This is a genomic window from Nostoc sp. LEGE 12454 (genome assembly GCF_056620565.1).
Genome location: NZ_JBWQXL010000009.1, coordinates 167,023 through 187,997 on the forward strand (window position 1 = coordinate 167,023; position 20,975 = coordinate 187,997).

Here is a 20,975-nt window from a genome sequence, read left to right on the forward strand (position 1 = left end):
AACAATATTAACATACGTAAATATTATTCGTAAAAGCCCTGATTTTCTTGGTTTTTCAAGCAAATTTTCTGCTAAATAAGCGATCGCTACTTCATTATCAACACAATTTTTGGATTACAAATGTCACTTGTAGCACTTTATTAATCAAATAGACCACGCAGAGAAAAACCCAGAGAAATTGTACCGTTAGAAGGAGACAGAACAGGAGTGCGATCGCTCATTAGACACAGTTGTTCAGAGTGCGATCGCAGTAAACTAGTTATACCAGATACTGATCAAATTAAACTAATAGATTGATTTATAGCTAGACTTATAGCTAATAGATAGATTTAAAAAATAACAGAGCTAGACGATGCAAATCACTGTTGAGGTATCTGAGGAACTAGGACAGCAATTACAGCAGTTCCAAGACCGTTTACAAGAGATAGTAGAACGCGGTCTAAAAGAGTTATTGAGCGAACAGTCTGGCAATTTTCTCGATGAGAAACAGATTATTGGATTGTTAGCCAGTCAGCCTACACCAGAACAAATTCTAGCAATCCGACCCTCACCAGAATTTCAGGCTCGTGTCAGTGATTTGCTAGCACAAAGTAAAGCAGGAACACTTTCAGCCAAAGGTGAAGCGGAACTAGAACGCTATCTGACCATAGAACATCTTGTCCGTATGGCAAAAGCTCATACCTTCGAGCAATTACGCCAAAACCCATGACTTATGTATCAGCCCAATTACGGAAATTCGTAATTGAAAGAGCGAACCAAAGGTGTGAGTACTGCTTATTTCCTCAGAGTGCGGCACTATTTAGCTTTGAGATGGAACATATTATTGCCGAAAAACATCGTGGCACTACTGAAGCAGAAAATCTAGCTCTCGCCTGTCCATATTGTAATCGTGCAAAGGGTACTGATTTGGGGTCACTCGATCCTGAAACGGGGAAACTAACACCCTTTTTCAATCCAAGGACTCAAAAATGGAGCGATCACTTTCAACTGAATGGAGCAGAGATTGCACCATTAACAGCAGTTGGGCGCGTAACTGTTGCAATTCTCCAATTTAATCAATCAGAGCGTTTAGAAGAACGGGACAGGTTGATTTGGGCAGGTCAGTATTCTTAGGTTTACTGTTCATCCTCATGCCACTAAGCTATTTATTTGACTTGCGTAGAGAGCTACGCTTCTTGTCGCCAGACATCACTGATTTGACACAATTTTTCAGAGTGCGATGCCGAATAGTCCGTCGTAGACATCGCCCACATCCACCGCATCATCACAAGTGCGATCGCACTGACAACTGCGCTCAATTTTTCCATCCCCGCGAGGGGTAATAAATTGAAAACTTCTCATAACGCGATTTGCGTTCTCAAACTGGGGTTTGAGTTCTCATTTGAGTATATTTAGTACCCAAAAGCTAATATTGAGTTCTCAAACTGGGGTTTGAGTTCTCATTTGAGTATATTTAGTACCCAAAAGCTAATATTGAGTTCTCAAACTGGGGTTTGAGTTCTCATTTGAGTATATTTAGTACGCAAAAGCTAATATTGAGTTCTCAAACTGGGGTTTGAGTTCTTTTTTGCGTAATTTACTGATTTATTAGCGATTTACAGTGTAATAAAAGCTAATAGAGATTTGCAGGAATTTCCTCAGGCTGATCGATACGGAAGTTTTTTAAAGTAAAGAAGCTTAAATCAGTGAATTTGAAAACTGATAATCAAATAACCGCATTAAAAGGTACATTTTATGGCTAGACTAAAAAGAACTTCCCAAGTGCTAGAAAAAGCAGCACGTCGTGCAGCCAGTATCAGTTCAATCGATCCAAATTTAGATGTGAGTAATGGACTCACTTTATTTGCGTACTCAAGCCTAATTGAGACAATGCGAAATAAAGAAAATATCTACAACACTGCGCTTTCTAACCTAGATAAGATATATCGTGAAATGTTAGAAACAGAGCAGCAGTTGGCAGACATGACAGAACATATACTCATGGGCATTGGGGCTAAATATGGCAAAAGCAGTGTAGAGTATGGTATGGCGGGAGGAGTTCCTAAAAACCAACGCCGCAAGAGATTGCGAGGTGAATCGCCAATTGTTAGTAATGAGCCACCGTCAATGATTGTCGGTGTGAATAGCAATAGCAAAGCAAAAGCGTAATCAGAAGTGTGTAGAGAGCTACGCTTTTTATGGCTAGACATCGCAGTTTCTCAATTGGGAATTTAACTTTTTAATCCAATCCCTCAGAAAACAATTTACCAACTTGCGCCAAATCTACATTTCCACCGCTGATGATGACACCAACTCTCGCTTCTGGTGCTGTCACCACGCCTTCGAGTAAAGCAGCAGCAGCTAATACCCCAGTGGGTTCAACGACAATTTTCAAACGTTCCCACAAGAAAAACATGGTGCGAAGAATCGCTTCTTCAGATACCGTCACCATATCATCGACGTAATGCAGCACTAAGGGGAAAGTAATTTTACCAAGGCTAGGAGTCCGCGCACCATCAGCGATGGTATGAGGATTTTTGACTGTTTGCAGAGTTTTGGTGTGAAAGGAGCGGGTAGCATCGTCGGCAAGGACTGGCTCTACGCCGATTACTTTACAATTGGGTAAAAGTGACTTGGCTGCGATCGCACATCCTGAAAGTAATCCACCACCGCCACAACAAACTAATAGTAAATCCAATTCACCAACTTCTTGGATCAGTTCTAAAGCAGTTGTCCCCTGTCCGGCGATTACATGAGGATGATCGTAAGGAGGAATCAGAGTGAGATTGCGATCGCGCGCTAAATTTTGGGCTAATTCTTCTCGGTTTGTTTCTTGGCGATTGTACAAAATTATCTCTGCACCATAACCACGAGTAGCAGTTTGTTTAACAGCGGGTGCATCATCAGGCATGACAATGGTGGTGGGAATATTTAGTAATTGTCCAGCTAAAGCGATCGCTTGGGCATGATTTCCCGATGAATAAGTGAGAACGCCTGTTTGTTTTTCTGCTACCGATAGTTGATCTAGGGCGTTGTACGCACCTCTAAATTTAAATGCCCCTGTGCGTTGAAAGTTTTCGCACTTAAAGAATACTTGGCTATTGGTGCGATCGTTAACGATTCTAGAAGTTAGCACAGGTGTGCGGTGGGCAATTCCCAAAATTCGCTTTTGTGCTGCTTGCACGTCAGTTATAGTAACGGAATGATATTGTGGCATTGATGATGTTATTAAATATTCTTGCTCTTGTTTATATAGATACAGTTTTTTATATTTGCCTTTACTATGCTTGATTGCAGCATACTCGTTTCAGGTAGATAGCATCATTTATTTTCCGCATAGAAATAGCTACAGCGAACATTATATATTGCTGTAGCTAAATTTATAAAACTTAAATTAATTAGTTCACATTCGCCATTTTTTTAGCATGAATAAAACATCTGAAAGTCGGCAAAAAAAAACTGCTCTAATTACAGGAGCGGCTAGTGGGATAGGCTATCAATTAACCCAGATTTTTGCTCGTCATAGTTATAATCTTGTCTTAGTAGATAAGAATGAGCAAAAACTTACTGAAATTATAGATGAATTTCCGCAAAAGTTTGGTATTGCCGTCAAAATTTTTGTTAAGGATTTATCTATCCCCACATCTCCAGAAGAAATTTTTACAGAACTACAGCAAGCATCCATCAAGATTGATGTGTTAGTTAACAATGCTGGCTTTGGTACTTATGGAGTATTTAACGAAACAGACCTGAGCATTGAACTGAAAATGCTTCAGGTAAATATGGTCAGCCTGACTCATTTAACAAAATTGTTTCTTAAAGATATGGTAGAACAAAACTATGGAAAAATATTAAATGTGGCCTCAGCAGCAGCTTTTCAACCGGGGCCTTTAATGGCAGTTTATTTTGCTACGAAAGCTTATGTATTATCATTTTCAGAAGCGATCGCTAATGAATTAGAGGGCACAGGTGTCAGCGTGACTGTTCTTTGTCCAGGGCCAACAGCATCGGAATTCCAACAAAATGCTGCAATGGAAGATTCCAAGATTGCTAGCGTTAACAGAATGATGGATACGGAAACTGTCGCTAGGATTGGTTATCGGGGCTTAATGAAAAACAAAACTGTTGTTGTTCCTGGGATGAGAAATAAGATATTGACTGAAAGCGTCAGATTTACGCCCAGAAATTTAGTCACAAAGGTTGTTAGAAGTATGCACGAACTTAAAAGAAATAGGTAGTTCGAGATTTTATACTCTTTTTAAGAAGACCCGACCAACGGATTTTTCAGATGAAAGAATCTGTCAATCGGGTTTAACCATTTGCAAAAAATCGGTTTATAGTCCAATACGCTTAGGTTAACGTGAGTTTGATGCACAGGATTTTGACCTCACCCCCAGCCCCTCTCCTGTTAGGAGAGGGGAGCAAAAAGCCTAATTTTTCGTTGCTCCTCCCTCTCCTCGCAGGAGAGGGAGGTTGGGTGGGTGAGGTCTGTCGAATTCACGTTGGGTTAAGGGTTATTGGTGTAGATAATTGGTCTTTTAAGACGCGATAAATCGCGTCTCTACAATCAGAGTTTTGTTGCTCATTCTGAACTGTATTGGTTTATAATCTATCTACTTTGAAAGTTCTGGTGTGAGGAGAATTTGGCTTTCACCAATGCGATCGAATGCAGGTGTAGGCCAACGATCGACTACTTTGCCCAGAATTGACATTTCTTGAACTAAGCGGTCAAATTTATCAGGGGTGAGAGATTGGGGCCCGTCAGATAAAGCTTTAGCCGGATTGGGGTGAACTTCAATCATCAAAGAATCTGTACCAGCAGCAATCGCAGCCATTGCCATTGATGGAACATATTCAGACCTACCCGTACCATGACTGGGATCGATCATAATTGGTAAATGGGTCAGCGATCGCAATACCGGAAGCACTGATAAATCTAAAGTATTGCGGGCATATTTCCCATCAAAGGTTCTAATTCCCCGCTCACAAAGAATTACATTCGGATTTCCAGATGCCAAAATATATTCTGCTGCCATTAACCACTCGTCAATTGTGGCAGACATTCCCCGCTTTAGCAGCACTGGTTTATCTTGAGCGCCTACCTTTTTCAGCAGCGAGAAGTTATGCATATTCCTAGCTCCGATTTGGATGATGTCAGCTGTTCTCGCTACTGCTGATAAATCGGCAGCATCCATCAGTTCTGTGACGATACCCAAACCAGTAGCTTCCCGCGCTGCTGCTAACAAATCTAAAGCGCTTTCACCATAACCTTGAAACGCATAGGGTGAAGTGCGAGGTTTGTAGGCTCCACCACGCAGAAACTGCGCTCCTGCTGCCTTCACCCGCTTTGCCGTTTCGACAATCATCGCTTCATTTTCAACGGAACAAGGCCCGGCTACCACCACAATCGGATGATGTTCGCCAAAATAGACATCACCGTTAGGTGTAGGTACTACAACCTCGCTGGCTTCTCCATGTCGAAATTCTCGACTTACCCGCTTGAAAGGTTGTTGCACTCGTAATACTTGCTCAATCCAAGGGCTGAACTCTTGAACCTGTAATTTATCGATGCTAGTGGTATCACCAATTAGCCCTAGCACAACTTTATGAGTGCCAACACTTTTTTCTACTGTCACTCCCCAAGTTTCACTCAGTTCTTGGCTGATGCGAGTAATTTCTTCAACAGGTGTACCGCTCTTAAGTATGATAATCATCTATTTTTCCTTGTGTATAAGTTTGGGTGGGCTAATCTTTACAGGTCGATGCATTAAGATTGCGGGTTGATGCATTGGCATTGCAGGTCGATGCATTAAGATTGCAGGTCGATGCATTAAAATTGCAGGTTGATGCATTTACATTGCAGGTCGATGCATTAAGATTGCGGGTTAAGGTGTAAGGCATTAGAAGACTTGCGTGTACACCGTAGCTCCTCGTAGGAGAGGTTCGTCTAGCGCAAAAATTCAGCGAGTTGTTCTAGTTTTGTCCAAGCTGCGCCGCTTTGCAGAATTTCCTTGGCAAGGGCAATACCTTTAACACAACCTGCTAAAACATCAGTTTCCCCATGAATGGCTTCACCAACTTGCAGGGCCAAGGCTGTATTTAAAGCGACTACATCCTGCTGCGCTTGCGTGCCTTTACCTTGCAAAACTGCCTTCAAGATTTCGGCATTTTCTTGGACATCTCCACCACACAACGCCGCAGTTGGTGCAAAACTCAAACCCAATTCTTGAGGATTGAGGGTTAGAGAACGCACTTTTTTATCCTGGAGTACAGCCAAGTCAGTGACATCTGCCAAACCAGCTTCATCTAAACGTTCCCGTCCGTGGAGGGCGATCGCTTGCTGACATCCCAGTTGGGATAAAGCTTGCACAATTTCCTCTAGTAGAAGCGGGTCGTTCACACCAATAATTTGCCCCGTCGGTCGCATCGGATTTACTAGCGGGCCGAGCAAATTAAAAACAGTCCGCACCTTCAAAGTTTTTCGCAAAGTAGCGATCGCTTTGAGTGCAGGATGCCAGCCGGGAGCAAACAAAAAGGTGATTCCAACTTCGCCAACTGCGGCTTGTACTTTTTCAGGAGTGGCGTTGAGATTTATACCCAAAGCTTCCAGCACATCAGCAGAACCAGTCTTGCTGGATGCCGAACGATTGCCATGTTTGGCAACTTTTACCCCAGCAGCTGCGGCAACAAAAGCAACAGCAGTGGAAATATTAAAGGTTGAAGCTCCATCTCCACCAGTTCCACAGGTGTCAATTAGAGTGCTGAGTGTTGAGGGCTGAGTGCTGAGTGGGGAACTTTGGGCTTGTAAAACGGTGGCCATGCCGACTAATTCTTCGGCAGATACGCCTTTGGCTTGAATTGCGGTTAAAATCGCTCCTGACAGAACATCGGGAATGGCATCTGTGAGCCAACCTTGCATCAAATCCGCAGCTTGGGAAACTGTCAATGATTGCCGATTTAGCAACTGTTGTAATAAAGCTGACCAGTTGTAGAGATCGGGAGGGATGGAGATGTTTTCAGGTGGAGTTTGAGTTAAAGCTATCATATTTATTGGGCATGGGGCATGAGGCATGGGGCATGGGGCATGGTTGTCTTGCCTTATGCCCTGAAGAGAAAATTAAGGAATTAAGACTTTGGCGACAGTTTGTACATCTTTGTCACCTCTGCCGGAACAATTGATGACGATGCGGAGATTGCCTGTTAACTGGGGACAAAGAGTATCTAGATAAGCGATCGCATGAGCAGTTTCTAAGGCTGGGATAATCCCTTCTAATTGCGAAAGCCTTTGAAATGCATCTAAAGCCTGTTTATCAGTCACACTGTAATACTCGGCGCGACCAAGATCCATTAAATAACTATGCTCTGGCCCAACACCGGGATAATCCAATCCGGCACTAATTGAATGGGCTTCGATTACTTGACCGTCATCATCTTGCAGTAAATAGCTCATTGCACCGTGCAATACACCTACTTTTCCTTTTGTCAAGGTAGCAGCGTGTTTTTCTGTGTTTACACCTTCACCCGCAGCTTCCACTCCAATTAGACGCACCGAAGGTTCATGCATAAACTCACTGAATAAGCCGATCGCATTGGAACCTCCACCCACGCAAGCCAGTAAAATATCTGGTAGTCCTCCCCATTTTTCTAGGCATTGAGCGCGAGTTTCTACACCAATTATCACGTGGAAGTCACGCACAATCATCGGGTAGGGATGAGGCCCGGCAACGGAACCCAGGATGTAATGGGTTGTTTCTACATTCGTCACCCAATCCCGAATTGCTTCAGAAGTCGCATCCTTGAGAGTTCCTGTACCTGCCTCCACTGGTCGAACTTCTGCACCCATTAATTTCATGCGAAACACATTCAGGGCTTGGCGTTCCATATCCTGGACGCCCATGTAAATCACACATTTCAAACCAAATCGCGCACACACAGTTGCAGTTGCTACGCCATGTTGACCTGCACCTGTTTCGGCAATAATTCGTTGTTTACCCATGCGCTTGGCTAGCAAAACCTGAGCCAAAGCATTATTTATTTTGTGAGCGCCTGTATGATTTAAATCTTCGCGCTTTAAATAAATTTGCGCTCCCGTGCCATCTGGTCTAGCGTAATTTGCTGTCAGGCGTTCAGCAAAATATAATGGGCTGGGTCGTCCGACATAATCACGCATTAAATTTTGCAGTTCTGCTTGGAAACTCGGCTCATTGCGATATTGTTGATACGCCGCTTCCAATTCACTTAATGCAGGCATTAAGGTTTCCGGGACATATTTACCGCCGAATTTTCCAAACCTGCCCAAAGAATCTGGTTGTTGAGTTGCAGTTTTGCTGTTTAGTATGTTTACCACTGGTTAAAATCCTTTCATTTTCAAGTATTTTTTAGTTTCGTTCTAACTTTTTAGAACCTATGCCATTGAAATCATCTTTGCGTTTTCTTTTCCCCGGTTTGGTAGGTATAGCCCAGTTTCCGGTGATTCAAAACGTCTATAGGGCGCACCAAATCGTTAGAGTCAAAATTTGGTAATAGGGATAGTAAATCTCCTAGCGTCGTAGCTTTGGGGGTAGACATACCGCCGTCCCAAGGCCACATTAGGTCTTTAAGATTGTGTCCATAAGGCTGACCACCATCAGCAGGATAAAAATCGCTACCTTGATGACCGTTTTCTTGCCATTGGGTCCAGAGGCGGTCTACGTTGGCATGATGCAACCAAAACACTGGGTCATAAGGCGAACTTGGGATATTGCTCATCGTACCCAGACCCTTAAACTTTATGGGTCTTGTGCTAGCGTCTACCTGTACACCACCGACTAAACCATGAATGTAGTTGTGGATGAATCCTCCGGGGGTGACTTTACCCTGCTCATCTACAGAGATAAATCCTTCTAAAGCTGGGCGAAATAGAGAATAGTTATTTAGACGAAGGGCACGCTCAACATCTTTTTTGGGCACAGGATAATCAATGGCAGGAGGTAGTCTTAGAAAGCGTACAAGTGATGTACCTAATGATGTTCCGGTATCTGGGTCAATATTTAATGCTGGATTCATAACCCAGCCATTTGCAGCTGAAAAAGCCCCAGGCACAGCGCCGCCTGTAAAGTTTCCCTGATTTGGAATTTTGATGGTTACTCCTTGACCGTTAGAACCAAGAAAGTCATCGTTAAAAATTACATCAAGTGCTTTAGCGTCTGTCCAATCCCAATATGGCAGAGTAACAGTTGGGTCTATTGCTTGCAGAGCTTGTTCAAATCTGCGGATATATTCTCGATGCCAAGGGAAAAATGCGGCATTTTCATGAGCAAGTTCTTGGACGGAACCATCGGAATGTCCTTTATGGTTATGAATTAAGCGTGTTGCCCCTATGTGTATGGCAACGAATTGGTCGTAAATACTGACCTTGCTACCTGGGGGTATGACAGTTTTTAAGGTTTTGATAGCCTTAACGAAGGCTGTCTTCTCTGCTGATGTTAGGTCAGTTACGTTCTTTCTTACAGTTAGATAACCCTGTTGTCCTGGTAAATTGTAATTCCAATGGTATTTGTATTGTCCGCGATCGGTGCGATCATGGGCAAAGACTGTAATAGCACAGGTGCTAACTAGAAGTAGGCTATAAATGAATATTTTGAAGGATTTTAGTAGGGATTTCATTATCTTAATGGAAGCAGGGGAGCAGGGGGGCAGGGGGGCAGAGGAGCGAGCAGAGAGGCAGAAAGAGAAATAATTGATAATATGGCGGTTCTCGTTTGAGTGCAGTACAGTTTTGACCTCTCTCCAAACCTCTCTCCTAAGAGGAGAGAGGCTTTGAATCTTACTCCCCAACGCTCGTAGGGAAGGGGTTGGGGGTTAGGTCTGTATTGGACTCAACTGCAAACCGCTATAATTCCCTACTCCCCAGGTCTGCGGTGAATTTATCTCACCTCTTGAAGAGATGGACTTTTGCGCTGACTTTCTGTGATGGCTGCTTTAAGTTCTTGACAAAATTCTTCCACGGCTTGCAATCCTTCTGTGGGGCTACCTTCAGCTAACCGTTTGACAAAGGCGCTACCAACAATCACTGCATCTGCACCCCATTCCATTACTTGATGTGCTTGTTTTGCTTCTGAGATGCCAAAACCAACGCCAATGGGTTTATCGGTGACGCTTCGCAACTCGGTAATTAAATGTTCTACGCGGTTTTGGATTTGAGCGCGGATACCTGTAACGCCTGTAACACTTACCAAGTAGATAAAACCTTGAGATTGACGAGCGATCGCAACAATTCTATCTTGAGAACTGGTAGGAGCTACGAGTAAAATTACCTCAATTCCGAAAGATGCAGCAGTTTGGATTAATTCTTCTGCTTCTTCTAAGGGTAAGTCTGGTACTACCAATCCCTGCACCCCAGCAACGGCAATTTGCGCCAAAAACGTCTTAATACCCCGGTGCAAAATGGGATTGTAGTAAGTAAATAGAATTATCGGCGCTTTTAGGCTAGGAATTACTATGTGCAACATCTCTAGCACTTGCTCTAATTTCGTGCCTTTTTGTAAAGCGCGGGTTGCTGCTGCTTGAATCACAGGCCCATCTGCGAGAGGATCGGAGTAGGGAATGCCCAACTCGATAAAGTCAGCACCGTTGCGATCTAAGATGCGTAAGGCTTCGGCAGTGGTTTCTAAATTAGGATCGCCTGCTGTGATAAAAGGGATTAAAGCACACTGTTGGCGATCGCGTAAAGTTTGAAAGGAATCGGAGATAGAGGTCATGCTGAAAAATAGTTAATGATTGGTTAATAGTTTTAGAATAATTTACACTTAGCAATTAGCGATGCCCATGCTAAATTTTTTGTTGACGAGTCTTTGATCCTCGTGAATGAAGCTTTTATCTCCGTTAACGAGGCTTTTATACTCGTGAATGAGGCTTTTATCTCCGTTAACGAGGCTTTTATACTCGTGAATGAGGCTTTTATCTCCGTTAACGAGTCTTTTATACTCGTGAATGAGGCTTTTATCTCCGTTAACGAGTCTTTTATACTCGTGAACGAGGCTTTTATCTCCGTTAACGAGTCTTTTATACTCGTGAATGAGGCTTTTATCTCCGTTAACGAGTCTTTTAGCTCCGTTGACGAGTATTAGAGCTTCATTGTTGTAGATTGTAGATTTTAGTAATTAGGTAACAGATTTAAGAAAGGCTCAAAATTTCACGCACAGCTTGTTCTACATCGCTTTGTTTAACTAAAGACTCGCCAATCAAAACCGCACGCGCACCAGCCTCAGCAACAAGAGATAAATCAGCAGGTGTATACAGTCCAGATTCGCTGACGACGGTGATATCCAAACTTTGTAATTGTTGTTGACGCTCTGCTAAAAGTTGCTGTGTGGTTCCTAAATCAAGGGTAAAGTCTTCTAAATTGCGATTGTTGATTCCTACTAAACTTAGGTTATCAAGCTTTAGCACTCGATCTAGTTCAGCTAAGGTATGGACTTCTACCAGTGCAATCATACCCAAATCGTGAATTACTCGCAAAAAGTCTTGGAGTTCTCGATCTGATAAAATAGCTGCAATCAACAATACTGCATCTGCACCTGCTGTCCGTGCTAAATAAATTTGATAGGAGTTAATGATAAACTCCTTACACAGTAAAGGTAATGCAACTTGTTGACGCACTTTTCGCAGATTATCAAAACCGCCTTGAAAGAACTTTTCGTCAGTCAAGACTGATAAACAAGCTGCACCACCTCGTTCATAAGCTTGAGCAACAGCAACCGGCTCAAAATCTGCACGGATAACCCCACGGCTAGGTGATGCCTTTTTTACTTCAGCAATTAAGCTAGGTTGGTTGGGGTTTTCTTGCAAAGCAGTCAAGAAATTTCGCACAGTCGGGGCTGCATTTAACTGTTGTCGCAAGGAGGCTAAAGGCTGTTTTTGCTGCATTTGTGCAACTTCTTGCCTTTTATGCGACACAATTTCTTCAAGAATATGGCGGGAAGTGGCAACTTGATTAGTCATAATCTGTTAGCAGGGGAGCAGGGGAGCAGGGGAGCAGGGGAGCAGGGGAGCAGGGGAGCAGGGGAGCAGGGGAGCAGGGGAGCAGGGGAGCAGGGGAGCAGGGGAGCAGGGGAGCAGGGGAGCAGGGGAGAAGTGGCAGTAAGTTTTTCCCCTCTGCACCTTTGCCCCTCTGCCCCTCTGCCTCTTATACCCTATGCCCAATAACCAATGATTCTACAGTTTGCGTATATGCACGCACCACATTTTTAATTATTTTCAGACCGACTTCTCCGCCTAAAGTCATGATTGATTCTGGATGAAACTGAACGGCGGCGATGGGAAGTGTCTGATGTTCAATGCCCATAATTACGTCGTCATCAGAAATCGCTGTTACTTTGAGTTCTTTTGGCAAACGTTGCGGTAGGGCAAACAATGAGTGATATCTACCCACTGCAAAGGATTCCGGTAAGTTGTTGAAGGTGACAGAATTGGAATCGGTGACGAAAATTCGTGAGGATTTTCCATGTTGAGGATAGTTGAGAACTCCCAATTCGCCATCAAAAGCTTCAACGATGCCTTGCAGTCCTAGACAAACTCCGAAAATAGGAATTTGGCGATGCAGAAGAGCGCCGACAGTTTCGGAAACTCTAAAATCACTTGGTCTACCAGGGCCAGGAGATAATACAACTAAGTCAGGGCGTTCTGTATCGAATAACGATTCCGAGAAACCATGACGCAGTGTGGTGACGCTTGCACCTGTTTGGCGAATGTAATTGGCTAGGGTATGAACAAATGAGTCTTCGTAGTCTATTAATAAGATACGTTTGCCATCTGCCGCAGTTGGGAGGATTTTAGTTAATTTTAGAGAACTGGACTCATCAATTTTTTGACTCGTTTGCTTTACACGGCGAATTGTCTCAAATAAAGCAGCAGCTTTGGTAATTGTTTCTTGTTCTTCTGCTTGGGGTATGGAGTCATAAAGGACAGTAGCCCCGACTCGCACTTCAGCGATGCAGTCTTTTAATCGAATTGTCCGCAGAATTAAGCCAGTATTTAAATTCCCGTTGAAATTTAAATAGCCGACTGCTCCACCATACCAACGTCGGGCGCTCTTTTCGTGCTGTTCAATAAAATCGATTGCTGCCCTTTTGGGTGCGCCGGTGACTGTAACCGCCCATGTATGCGAAAGAAAAGCATCTAAAGCATCGAATTGCGATCGCAGAGTACCCTCAACATGATCTACTGTATGTATCAGGTGGCTGTATAATTCAATCTGGCGACGACCGATGACTTGTACTGAACCAGGTTCGCAGATTCGGGATTTGTCATTGCGATCGACATCAGTACACATGGTCAACTCAGCTTCATCTTTATGAGAGTTGAGTAACTGACGAATTTGCACCGCATCGTCAAGAGCATCTTGTCCTCGGCTAATAGTGCCACTAATTGGACAAGTTTCTACCCGCCTACCTTCAACCCGCACAAACATTTCTGGAGATGCACCAATCAGATATTCGCCACCTAAATTAAAAATAAATCCATAAGGACTGGGATTTATTTCCTTTAAGGTATTAAATAGTTTGCTGGGTTCGTCTTCATAGCCTTCAAAAAAGTTTTGACTAGGAACAACTTCAAATAAATCGCCTCTGCGGAAATAATCGAGTGCAACCTCAACTTTTTTCGCATATTCGCCTACTTTATGGTCAGCAGTTTGATTTGGTAAAAGATGTTTGCCGCGATAATCTACAGACTCACCAGTTCTCGGAAGATTCTTGGTGTTGCCGTGCGCTGTTTTAAAATCATATTGTAAACGAAATGCCCGTTGCTGATAATAGTCAACAACAATCAATTCATCTGGCAAATAAAGCACCAAATCGCGCTGATCTGTAGGACGTTCCAGATGTTGGGTAATTGGTTCAAATTGAAAAACTAAGTCATAACCAAACGCACCATACAAGCCTAAATGCTCGTCTTCTTGACTAGAGAAAGTATATAAAATTTCGCGGACAACGGTAAATGATGAAGGCTGTTTACTACGTTCTTCTTCAGTAAATAATTTTTTTGTAGCTTTAATAAAGCCGACAATACAGTTATCTTCTTGGGTGACGTTCTCAAGTTGTTCTGACTGGCATAGGCGCTCTAAAAGAAATGGCAAAAGTACTTGACCGCGTTCATTCAATGCTATCAAAGTGAAAGCATTATCCTGTGTAGTCAACTCTAACGGTGGATTGACAAATCCGATCGCCCATCTTTTGTATCTGCCTGGATATTCGTAGCTACTCCTTAGTAACCCTCCACGCTGAGAATTTAAATGGAACAGAATATCATCGAGGGCAGTGTCCATCTTAACTTCAGTGATGGAGCGAGAAACACTGACACCGCCAAGAGTTTTATAAGAACGTGAATCAAAAACCATGAGTAATTTCTCTAGAATATTTGTTAGTCAATCATTAAGCAGCAACCATTAATCATTATTAGTAGTTATTTTCAAACCTAGAACAGACTTAGATAATTTTTTCTCAATCTAAGTCAACATATTCTTTTTAAAAGATGTAATCAAAAACTTTTTGCTTCTTCCTTAACAATACTAGATATCAAGCAGATAAGACATTGAATAATTTTTCGATTGGGTGTCAATTTATTCGCTTTTTATACTGCTTTTCTAGTACATTTACCAACAACACTATTAAAAAAAACCGCCTCCCCCAAAAGTAGTAAATCGTCTCATAAAACCTCTGCGTTACTCCGCGCTTCCCTCAGCGTTCCTTTGCGTTTAAAATTCCCCCCTCAATTCCCCCAACAGCGATATTGCTTGCCGATACAAAAACAAATCCACCTCATGAACCTCAATTCTTTTTCCAATCCCTTTTAACAGCGTCAAAGTCAACTCTCCCCCCAAATGTTCGCGGAATTCAGTCAAACCCCGAAACAAACAATTAGGATCTTCCAATTGTGATAATTTATCAGCCAGTTCTGGCACATACAACGTGAAACCCAACGCTGATAAAGTATTTAATATTCGTTGCCACTCCGAACAATCCAGCAATCCTGCCAAATAAGAATAAGTGCTATCCAAAGCAATACCGATCGCAACAGCTTCGCCATGACGCAAGCGATAATTTGTCAAATGCTCCAGTTTATGAGCCGCCCAATGTCCAAAATCCAGGGGACGAGACGAACCCATCTCAAAAGGATCGCCGCCATTGGCGATATGTTCTAAATGCAACTGAGCGCAACGATAGATAACCTGTTGCATAGTATCCATATCTCGCCGCCTCAAAGCTGCGGTGTGAGAGTGGATAAAATCAAAAAAGCTAGCATCCTTAATTAGCGCCACTTTGACTGCTTCTGCAATCCCAGAACGCCAATCGCGATCGTCTAGAGTTGTCAAAAAGGCAGAGTCATTGATAACTGCATAAGGTGGCGCAAATGTGCCGAGAAAGTTCTTTTTACCAAAGGCATTGATGCCGTTTTTGACGCCAACCCCAGAATCATTTTGCGCTAACACCGTTGTTGGAATCCGAATTAGGCGGATTCCCCGGTGAGCAGTTGCAGCAGCGTATCCTACCAAATCCAATACCGCCCCGCCCCCGATCGCTAATATGTAAGAGTGGCGACATAATCCAGCGGTTTCAATCTGTTGCTGGATTTGCTCTAATAAAGTGCGATTGTTTTTGGCAGCTTCTCCTCCCGAAATTATCATCGGTTCAGCTGCGATCGCTAGTACCTCTGCATAAAACTTGGTATACGCGACTAATTGCTTTACCAATTCAGGTTGAGACTTTAATATTCCTGCGTCTATCACTGCAACTAATTTCTTCGGCTTTGTCTCCTCATCCGCACCAATCACTTGAGCTAAGGTAGGATTTTTCAACTCAAATAAATTTTGGGTGAAGTAAACTTCGTAGTTAAAAGTAACCGAAACACGTTGATGAATTAATCTACTTTTTTGCTTGATGTCAACTATCATATTTTTGCAGGTATATCTAAAAGTGCAGCACGATTCAAAGTTTCTAGGAACACCTCTACCGAGTGAGAACCATTTACCTTAACTTTGTCATTGATAACGAAGAACGGCACGCTGTTGATGCCATTTAACCGAGCAAATGTTGATTCAGCAATAACTGCATCACTCATTGCACGATTGTTTAATTGCAACTTTAATTCGCTAGCATTCATCTGATACGCTGTACCGATGGCAACAATAACGTCAATATTTCCAATGTTCAAACCGTCTTCAAAATAAGCTTGATAAATAGCTTCGACGACATCGTTTTTTACGTTTGTGGGTGCAAGTGCAATCAGTTGATGAGAAAGCTTAGTATTGACAGCCAAACGGATTTTATCAAAATTTAGCTTAACTCCAGCCGCCTCACCTGCGCGTTGCGTACTATCAAATATCTGTTGTATTTCTTCCGCTTTCATACCTTTTCTATTTTGCATAAAACTGCGAAATTCGTATCCTTCTGCGGGAACAGTATTGTCCAAAAGAAAAGGATGCCAACGGATATGCACTTTTTGTTCTTGATGTTGTGCCAGTGCATCAAACAAATGCTTTTTGCCAATTCTGCACCAAGGGCAAACGGTATCATGAAAGATATCTATCAGCATATTTTTGTTTATTTAAATGCTAATATTTGTGTGTATTTGTGGTTGAAAATCTCGTTTAATAGCCATCGTATTTAAAGGCTGGATAAAATTGTTGATTTTATCTTCAAAAAAACTTTGAGCCTTTTCAAATTCTTGAATTAATGCGTCTCTGTCTTTCTTTGCTACTAGTTTCGCCAAACGGCTATAAGTATCAGCTAAAAAGCTAATTGCATCACACCTTTCTTCTGTAGCGAGCATAATATCCACACATAAGTGAGGGTTTTGGGAAAATAAACGTTTAACAATGTCAATTTCTTGACGGTAGTTAGGAGTTGACATTGTTAGACTCTGCTGTATATCGATTTTTGCTTGTGCTAAGAAAACGCCAAGACTAAATCTACAGAAATGTTGCGTTGCTTGCACAATCACCATTATTCGATCGTGTTCTTCAGGCGTACAAACAATTAACTCTCCACCTTGGCTTTTAATAAAGTCTAAAAACCATTGAAATGAATCATCGTTTCGACCTGGACACACTACTACTTTTTGTCCAAAAAACGATTTTATATTTGGCCCAAACATTGGGTGTAAACCCATGACTGGGCCGGAATGGTGTTCGAGCATTGCTTGAGTTGGCTGTGTTTTAATACTCGTAATGTCACACAAAGCGGTAGTTGGAGCGAGGTATTTAGCTGCACGCTTGATAACATCAACTGTATGTTCAATAGGAACGCTGACTAAAACTAGTTCTGTCTGACTTAATAGTTGCTCTGCGTATTCCCAATCCTCGTATTCGAGGACGCTAACATTATTACCTACTAGCGAAAGCTGCTCTTTAAATAATTTTCCCATCCTGCCGCGTCCACCGATGATGGTAATTTGTCGGGGACTGACATGATTTGTTTTATATTTAGGAATTAGAGTAGCATGACAACTATTTAGCACACCTGTCCAAACAGACTCAGGAATACCAGCTTGAGCGAGTAGGGGAGCGACATCAGCCAGTTGCTCATCTAGAGAAGGTTGTTCTGATGCTGCTAATAATGATATGCGATCGCTCAATAAGGCGATCAACCTTTGGTCAGTTTTTTTCAGTCGATCTGAATCAGAGGATTTCAAAGGCATTTTTCCTGTCCCCAATTTTCAAATATCAACAAGTGATTCCTTAGAACTCAATTCTGGCAAGATATCCAAAGTTGTTGCTCCTTTGGCGATCGCATCATAAAATAACTCTTCATACCGATCTAGCGCTTGCTCAAAGGAGTAGTTTTCTACGGCAAACTTTCTTCCTTCACGCCCTAATTTTGCTGCTAGTTCCGGCTGATTATATAAATCCAATACCGCAGTGGCTAAAGCATCTGCTGACTCTGGCTTAACGATAATACCGCCGCCACTTTCTCGAATAGCTTTGGCAGCAGTACCAGTGGCGGGAACTGAACCGACAATTGGGCGACCACTGGCTAACAGCAGTGGTATTTTAGAAGGCATATTGAAGGAAATCACATTGCGCTTTTGCACAATCAACCCGACATCTGCGGCTGCCAGCATTTGCGGTAGTTTTTCTCGCGGTTGCAATGGTAAAAGCAAAACGTTATCTGCCCCACAAGCAAGACAATGTTTTTGCAACCTTTCCAGGGCTTGAGATTCGCCGGCTACGACAAAGACAATATCATTAATATGACGCAAGCCAGCTGCTGCTTCTATAACTGTCTCCAAACCTTGGGTGAGAGCAATATTACCTGAATAAAGTACTACAAATTTACCATCGAGTTGATGGGAAGCTCTCCAGGAGTTATTCTCCTTCGGTAAAGGGCGGATAAAATTTAGATTTACCCAATTTGGAATGCAGGCAATTTTATTAACAGGTACACCTTTATTTATTAAATTATCTACAAAACCATCGGCAATCACGCTAATGCTATGTGCAGTTCGGTAGGCAAATTTTTCTAAAGCTTCCAGAGCTTGAATCATCAACTTATTCTTAATTAGCCCAACACGCACAGCAGCTTCCGGGAGGATATCTTGCACGTTCAGCACTACTGGGCAATTGTATAGCCAAGCTATTAAGGTTGCAGGTAAGCAAACGAGTAACGGTGGCACTGTTAAGAGAATTAAATCAGGTCGCTCACCCTTGAGAGCTTGTGGCAAACTTGTAAAGACAAAGCTCAACTCTAGCAGTAGCCGATCTATAAGGTTAGGTTTAGACTTAATCCGCAGGTAACTACGCTGAATTTTGACACCATTTTTCTCTTCAGTAACGTATAACTTACCCCGATAGCGATCGTAAATCTGACGCTGAGGATAGTTAGGCATACCTGTGATTACCCGCACTTGATGCCCTCGCTTCACCAGCCCTTCTGCTAGTTCAGTCATCAAAGGTGCAATACCAATTGGCTCTGGATGGTAGTTGTATGAATAAATCAGAATGTGCATTAACCGTTAATGTCCTAAAAGCGCCTTGATAATGTTGGCTTTATTTAGTGTTATCCAGTTTTTATCTCCCTTATTCCAGATTTAATGACCTGAAATTTTCGTAAGGTGTGTTACCCAAGGGCATAGCGCAATACGGTTCGGTTAAGATCCCCCCGCCTGCGGCGACCCCCCTTCAAAAGGGGATACAAGAGGCTTAGAAGCCCCCCTTTTTAAGGGGGGTTGGGGGATCTTTAAAATATGAAAACGTTAACCGAACCGTATTAGGGCATAACGCACCCCACGAAACAGAGTTTTAGATTTTGTTTAATCCACTTCAGTCTCTGAACTCGGAACTTCAACCTCTGAACTCGAAACTTCAGCTTTTGAACTTGGAACTTTGACCTCTGAACTCGGAACTTCAGCCTTTGAACTCGAAACTTCAACCTCTGAACTCGAAACTTCAACCTCTGAACTCGAAACTTTAGCTTTTGAACTTGGAACTTCAGCCTCTGAACTCGGAACTTCAGCCTTTGAACTCGGAACTTCAGCCTTTGAACTCGAAACTTCGACCTTTGAACTCGAAACTTCGACCTTTGAACTCGGAACTTCAGCCTTTGAACTCGGAACTTCAGGTTTAGAACTCGGAACTTCAGCCTTTGAACTCGGAACTTCAGCCTTTGAACTCGGAACTTCAGGTTTTGAACTCGGAACTTCAGGTTTTGAACTCGGAACTTCAGGTTTAGAACTCGGAACTTCAGCCTTTGAACTCGGAACTTCAGTCTTTGAACTCGGATTCGGTCACTTTACTGGTACTCAATCATGAGAACTTAGCACTGTTTTTGCAACGTCTTCTCTAAACTGAAGACTGGCTTTTGTTGCCCACGTTTCCGCAATGTGACGGTAGCAGCCCCAAGTCCAAGCAATGCTAAACCCAATGCTGAACTAGGTTCTGGTACTTGCCTTCTGCCCCCTACGTTTAACACTTGGACGCGACCTTGGAAGAAATCGCCTACATAAAGCTTGCCATCTTTGAGGGTTGTACCACCCGTCCAGTTAAATCTGCCTGGTGTCAGGTCGAGGGGATTGCCAAAAGGAGGGCCAGTTAACGCTGGAGGCGGTACAGGGTTGCCTGATGCATCTAGGGCTGGTTGACCGTAGGAAGTCAAGAACTTACCGTTTTTATCAAATACCTGAACGCGGCTGTTGATAGAATCAGCTACATAAACATTCTCTTGGTCGTCCACTTCGATGCCAATTGGCTGAAGAAGCTGTCCAGGCCCGCTACCTGCTGAACCAAATGTGTACAGAGGTTTACCATTTGGATCGAGTACCTGAACGCGGTTGTTATACTGGTCAGCTACAAAGATATTTCCACTAACTGGGGAAATTCTTACACCTGCTACACCTTGGAATTGCCCAAGTGCAGTGCCAACAGTGCCACCAATGACACCAATTTGTTTTCCGTCAGGTGTGAATTTAAAGATCCTTTCGCCGTTAAAATCACCTGCGTAAACGTTGCCAGCTTTGTCAAATGTCACACCAGATGGCCCAAAAAACAATCTACCCTCTATGAGACCGGTAAATTGTCCATTTGCAAAGGATCTAATAAAGTTACCCTGAGAATCGAATTGATTGATGCGGTTGTTGTAAACATCACCTGCATACAAATCCCCTGTTACGGGATTAAAGTCTACAGTTGTTGGCTCGTCAAACTGTCCGGGCCCTGTACCGCCGGAGCCAATTGCTCCAATATACTGACCGCTTGGACTAAATTTTTCAATTTTGTCACCGAGGTTGTAGTTAGGAGTACCATCCGGGTTAACACCGCGTCCGTTAGATATAAGGGTATTGCCTTGGCTATCTACCGCTATACCTTGGGGAACAAACAGTTGCCCAGGGCCGAAGCCAGGACTGCCGATACTTCTGTCGTAAGTTAATGTTACAGCTTTGGCTTGGGCTGCTGCTGCCAAGACCATGAATCCAGTACCGAGAATGCCAATTGACAAATTTTTGACTAATCCCATGAGTTTTAA

At 42.9% G+C, this 20,975-nt stretch carries 21 protein-coding genes; 7 read left to right on the plus strand and 14 right to left on the minus strand.

Going from position 1 to position 20,975, the window contains the following annotated elements; all coding sequences use genetic code 11:
• Positions 1-352 precede the first annotated feature (352 nt).
• Both AC1F2U_RS12800 and AC1F2U_RS12805 read left to right on the plus strand, forming a co-directional pair.
• Entirely contained in the window at positions 353-709 is a 357-nt protein-coding gene (locus tag AC1F2U_RS12800) for a hypothetical protein (RefSeq protein WP_099099837.1), read from the plus strand.
• Positions 706-1,113, plus strand: a complete 408-nt coding sequence (locus tag AC1F2U_RS12805) for an HNH endonuclease (protein WP_480261450.1) — start codon at positions 706-708, stop codon at positions 1,111-1,113. The genes AC1F2U_RS12800 and AC1F2U_RS12805 overlap by 4 nt, the downstream gene beginning before the upstream one ends.
• 96 nt (positions 1,114-1,209) lie before the next feature.
• On the opposite strand, the gene AC1F2U_RS12810 is transcribed toward AC1F2U_RS12805, so the two are convergent.
• Positions 1,210-1,341: a hypothetical protein gene (locus AC1F2U_RS12810; RefSeq protein ID WP_334899203.1), complete on the minus strand. Its 132-nt coding sequence runs from the start codon at positions 1,339-1,341 to the stop codon at positions 1,210-1,212.
• A gap of 393 nt (positions 1,342-1,734) precedes the next feature.
• On the opposite strand from AC1F2U_RS12810, the gene AC1F2U_RS12815 reads away from it, so the two are divergent.
• Complete coding sequence (locus AC1F2U_RS12815) at positions 1,735-2,148, plus strand: hypothetical protein (protein ID WP_480261452.1); 414 nt, start codon at positions 1,735-1,737, stop codon at positions 2,146-2,148.
• 70 nt (positions 2,149-2,218) lie between these two features.
• On the opposite strand, the gene AC1F2U_RS12820 is transcribed toward AC1F2U_RS12815, so the two are convergent.
• Positions 2,219-3,196, minus strand: a complete 978-nt coding sequence (locus AC1F2U_RS12820) for a threo-3-hydroxy-L-aspartate ammonia-lyase (protein ID WP_480261453.1) — start codon at positions 3,194-3,196, stop codon at positions 2,219-2,221.
• A gap of 208 nt (positions 3,197-3,404) precedes the next feature.
• Here AC1F2U_RS12820 and AC1F2U_RS12825 point away from each other — a divergent pair, with 208 nt between their 5' ends.
• Entirely contained in the window at positions 3,405-4,217 is an 813-nt protein-coding gene (locus AC1F2U_RS12825) for an SDR family NAD(P)-dependent oxidoreductase (protein ID WP_480261454.1), read from the plus strand.
• 375 nt (positions 4,218-4,592) lie between these two features.
• On the opposite strand, the gene aroF is transcribed toward AC1F2U_RS12825, so the two are convergent.
• From aroF to trpA, 5 genes are all read right to left on the minus strand, one after another.
• Positions 4,593-5,693, minus strand: a complete 1,101-nt coding sequence (aroF, locus tag AC1F2U_RS12830) for a 3-deoxy-7-phosphoheptulonate synthase (protein ID WP_292871410.1) — start codon at positions 5,691-5,693, stop codon at positions 4,593-4,595.
• Between the two features lie 233 nt (positions 5,694-5,926).
• Entirely contained in the window at positions 5,927-7,024 is a 1,098-nt protein-coding gene (gene trpD, locus AC1F2U_RS12835) for an anthranilate phosphoribosyltransferase (RefSeq protein WP_480261504.1), read from the minus strand.
• Between the two features lie 72 nt (positions 7,025-7,096).
• Entirely contained in the window at positions 7,097-8,326 is a 1,230-nt protein-coding gene (trpB, locus tag AC1F2U_RS12840) for a tryptophan synthase subunit beta (protein WP_480261455.1), read from the minus strand.
• A 71-nt stretch (positions 8,327-8,397) separates the two neighbouring features.
• A complete protein-coding gene (locus AC1F2U_RS12845) occupies positions 8,398-9,624 on the minus strand; it encodes a tyrosinase family protein (protein WP_480261456.1) in 1,227 nt (408 codons plus the stop codon).
• A gap of 260 nt (positions 9,625-9,884) precedes the next feature.
• The gene (gene trpA / locus AC1F2U_RS12850) at positions 9,885-10,718 is read right to left on the minus strand and encodes a tryptophan synthase subunit alpha (RefSeq protein ID WP_480261457.1); all 834 of its coding nucleotides are present in this window, start codon (positions 10,716-10,718) and stop codon (positions 9,885-9,887) included.
• Between the two features lie 102 nt (positions 10,719-10,820).
• Between trpA and AC1F2U_RS12855 the strand changes: the two genes are divergently transcribed.
• Positions 10,821-11,087, plus strand: a complete 267-nt coding sequence (locus tag AC1F2U_RS12855) for a hypothetical protein (protein WP_480261458.1) — start codon at positions 10,821-10,823, stop codon at positions 11,085-11,087.
• A 46-nt stretch (positions 11,088-11,133) separates the two neighbouring features.
• Here the strand turns inward: AC1F2U_RS12855 and trpC are convergent, their stop codons facing one another.
• On the minus strand, positions 11,134-11,961 hold the full coding sequence (gene trpC / locus AC1F2U_RS12860; protein WP_480261459.1) for an indole-3-glycerol phosphate synthase TrpC: 828 nt from the start codon (positions 11,959-11,961) through the stop codon (positions 11,134-11,136).
• Between trpC and AC1F2U_RS12865 the strand changes: the two genes are divergently transcribed.
• On the plus strand, positions 11,950-12,165 hold the full coding sequence (locus tag AC1F2U_RS12865; RefSeq protein WP_480261460.1) for a hypothetical protein: 216 nt from the start codon (positions 11,950-11,952) through the stop codon (positions 12,163-12,165). The two genes, trpC and AC1F2U_RS12865, sit on opposite strands and share 12 nt — an antisense overlap.
• On the opposite strand, the gene AC1F2U_RS12870 is transcribed toward AC1F2U_RS12865, so the two are convergent.
• The 5 genes from AC1F2U_RS12870 to AC1F2U_RS12890 all read right to left on the minus strand — a co-directional run bounded on the left by AC1F2U_RS12870 (position 12,146) and on the right by AC1F2U_RS12890 (position 18,963).
• Positions 12,146-14,356, minus strand: a complete 2,211-nt coding sequence (locus tag AC1F2U_RS12870) for an anthranilate synthase (RefSeq protein ID WP_480261461.1) — start codon at positions 14,354-14,356, stop codon at positions 12,146-12,148. The two genes, AC1F2U_RS12865 and AC1F2U_RS12870, sit on opposite strands and share 20 nt — an antisense overlap.
• Positions 14,357-14,713: 357 nt before the next feature.
• Complete coding sequence (locus tag AC1F2U_RS12875; protein ID WP_480261462.1) at positions 14,714-15,910, minus strand: 3-dehydroquinate synthase; 1,197 nt, start codon at positions 15,908-15,910, stop codon at positions 14,714-14,716.
• Positions 15,907-16,551 (minus strand): DsbA family oxidoreductase, encoded by a 645-nt coding sequence (locus tag AC1F2U_RS12880; protein WP_480261464.1) that lies wholly within the window; start codon positions 16,549-16,551, stop codon positions 15,907-15,909. The genes AC1F2U_RS12875 and AC1F2U_RS12880 overlap by 4 nt, the downstream gene beginning before the upstream one ends.
• Positions 16,552-16,563: 12 nt before the next feature.
• Positions 16,564-17,655 carry a bifunctional chorismate mutase/prephenate dehydrogenase gene (gene tyrA, locus AC1F2U_RS12885; RefSeq protein ID WP_480261465.1) on the minus strand — a complete coding sequence of 364 codons (1,092 nt, stop codon included), beginning with the start codon at positions 17,653-17,655 and terminating at the stop codon, positions 16,564-16,566.
• An 18-nt stretch (positions 17,656-17,673) separates the two neighbouring features.
• Positions 17,674-18,963, minus strand: a complete 1,290-nt coding sequence (locus AC1F2U_RS12890; RefSeq protein WP_480261466.1) for a glycosyltransferase family 4 protein — start codon at positions 18,961-18,963, stop codon at positions 17,674-17,676.
• A gap of 376 nt (positions 18,964-19,339) precedes the next feature.
• Here AC1F2U_RS12890 and AC1F2U_RS12895 point away from each other — a divergent pair, with 376 nt between their 5' ends.
• Positions 19,340-19,765 carry a hypothetical protein gene (locus AC1F2U_RS12895; protein ID WP_480261467.1) on the plus strand — a complete coding sequence of 142 codons (426 nt, stop codon included), beginning with the start codon at positions 19,340-19,342 and terminating at the stop codon, positions 19,763-19,765.
• Positions 19,766-19,769: 4 nt separating this feature from the next.
• Here the strand turns inward: AC1F2U_RS12895 and scyF are convergent, their stop codons facing one another.
• Positions 19,770-20,966, minus strand: coding sequence for a scytonemin biosynthesis PEP-CTERM protein ScyF (scyF, locus tag AC1F2U_RS12900; protein ID WP_480261468.1), 1,197 nt, complete (start codon positions 20,964-20,966; stop codon positions 19,770-19,772).
• Positions 20,967-20,975 lie beyond the last annotated feature (9 nt).

What these genes read in the sequence shown, in the direction of transcription:
- AC1F2U_RS12825 (WP_480261454.1), top strand. Translation starts at nt 3,405, where the DNA reads ATGAATAAAACATCTGAAAGTCGGCAAAAAAAAACTGCTCTAATTACA.
- AC1F2U_RS12815 (WP_480261452.1), top strand. Translation starts at nt 1,735, where the DNA reads ATGGCTAGACTAAAAAGAACTTCCCAAGTGCTAGAAAAAGCAGCACGT.
- aroF (WP_292871410.1), bottom strand. Translation starts at nt 5,693, where the DNA reads ATGATTATCATACTTAAGAGCGGTACACCTGTTGAAGAAATTACTCGC.
- AC1F2U_RS12805 (WP_480261450.1), top strand. Translation starts at nt 706, where the DNA reads ATGACTTATGTATCAGCCCAATTACGGAAATTCGTAATTGAAAGAGCG.
- AC1F2U_RS12810 (WP_334899203.1), bottom strand. Translation starts at nt 1,341, where the DNA reads ATGAGAAGTTTTCAATTTATTACCCCTCGCGGGGATGGAAAAATTGAG.
- AC1F2U_RS12880 (WP_480261464.1), bottom strand. Translation starts at nt 16,551, where the DNA reads ATGCTGATAGATATCTTTCATGATACCGTTTGCCCTTGGTGCAGAATT.
- trpC (WP_480261459.1), bottom strand. Translation starts at nt 11,961, where the DNA reads ATGACTAATCAAGTTGCCACTTCCCGCCATATTCTTGAAGAAATTGTG.
- scyF (WP_480261468.1), bottom strand. Translation starts at nt 20,966, where the DNA reads ATGGGATTAGTCAAAAATTTGTCAATTGGCATTCTCGGTACTGGATTC.
- AC1F2U_RS12875 (WP_480261462.1), bottom strand. Translation starts at nt 15,910, where the DNA reads ATGATAGTTGACATCAAGCAAAAAAGTAGATTAATTCATCAACGTGTT.
- AC1F2U_RS12820 (WP_480261453.1), bottom strand. Translation starts at nt 3,196, where the DNA reads ATGCCACAATATCATTCCGTTACTATAACTGACGTGCAAGCAGCACAA.
- tyrA (WP_480261465.1), bottom strand. Translation starts at nt 17,655, where the DNA reads ATGCCTTTGAAATCCTCTGATTCAGATCGACTGAAAAAAACTGACCAA.
- trpA (WP_480261457.1), bottom strand. Translation starts at nt 10,718, where the DNA reads ATGACCTCTATCTCCGATTCCTTTCAAACTTTACGCGATCGCCAACAG.
- AC1F2U_RS12890 (WP_480261466.1), bottom strand. Translation starts at nt 18,963, where the DNA reads ATGCACATTCTGATTTATTCATACAACTACCATCCAGAGCCAATTGGT.
- trpD (WP_480261504.1), bottom strand. Translation starts at nt 7,024, where the DNA reads ATGATAGCTTTAACTCAAACTCCACCTGAAAACATCTCCATCCCTCCC.
- AC1F2U_RS12870 (WP_480261461.1), bottom strand. Translation starts at nt 14,356, where the DNA reads ATGGTTTTTGATTCACGTTCTTATAAAACTCTTGGCGGTGTCAGTGTT.
- AC1F2U_RS12800 (WP_099099837.1), top strand. Translation starts at nt 353, where the DNA reads ATGCAAATCACTGTTGAGGTATCTGAGGAACTAGGACAGCAATTACAG.
- AC1F2U_RS12845 (WP_480261456.1), bottom strand. Translation starts at nt 9,624, where the DNA reads ATGAAATCCCTACTAAAATCCTTCAAAATATTCATTTATAGCCTACTT.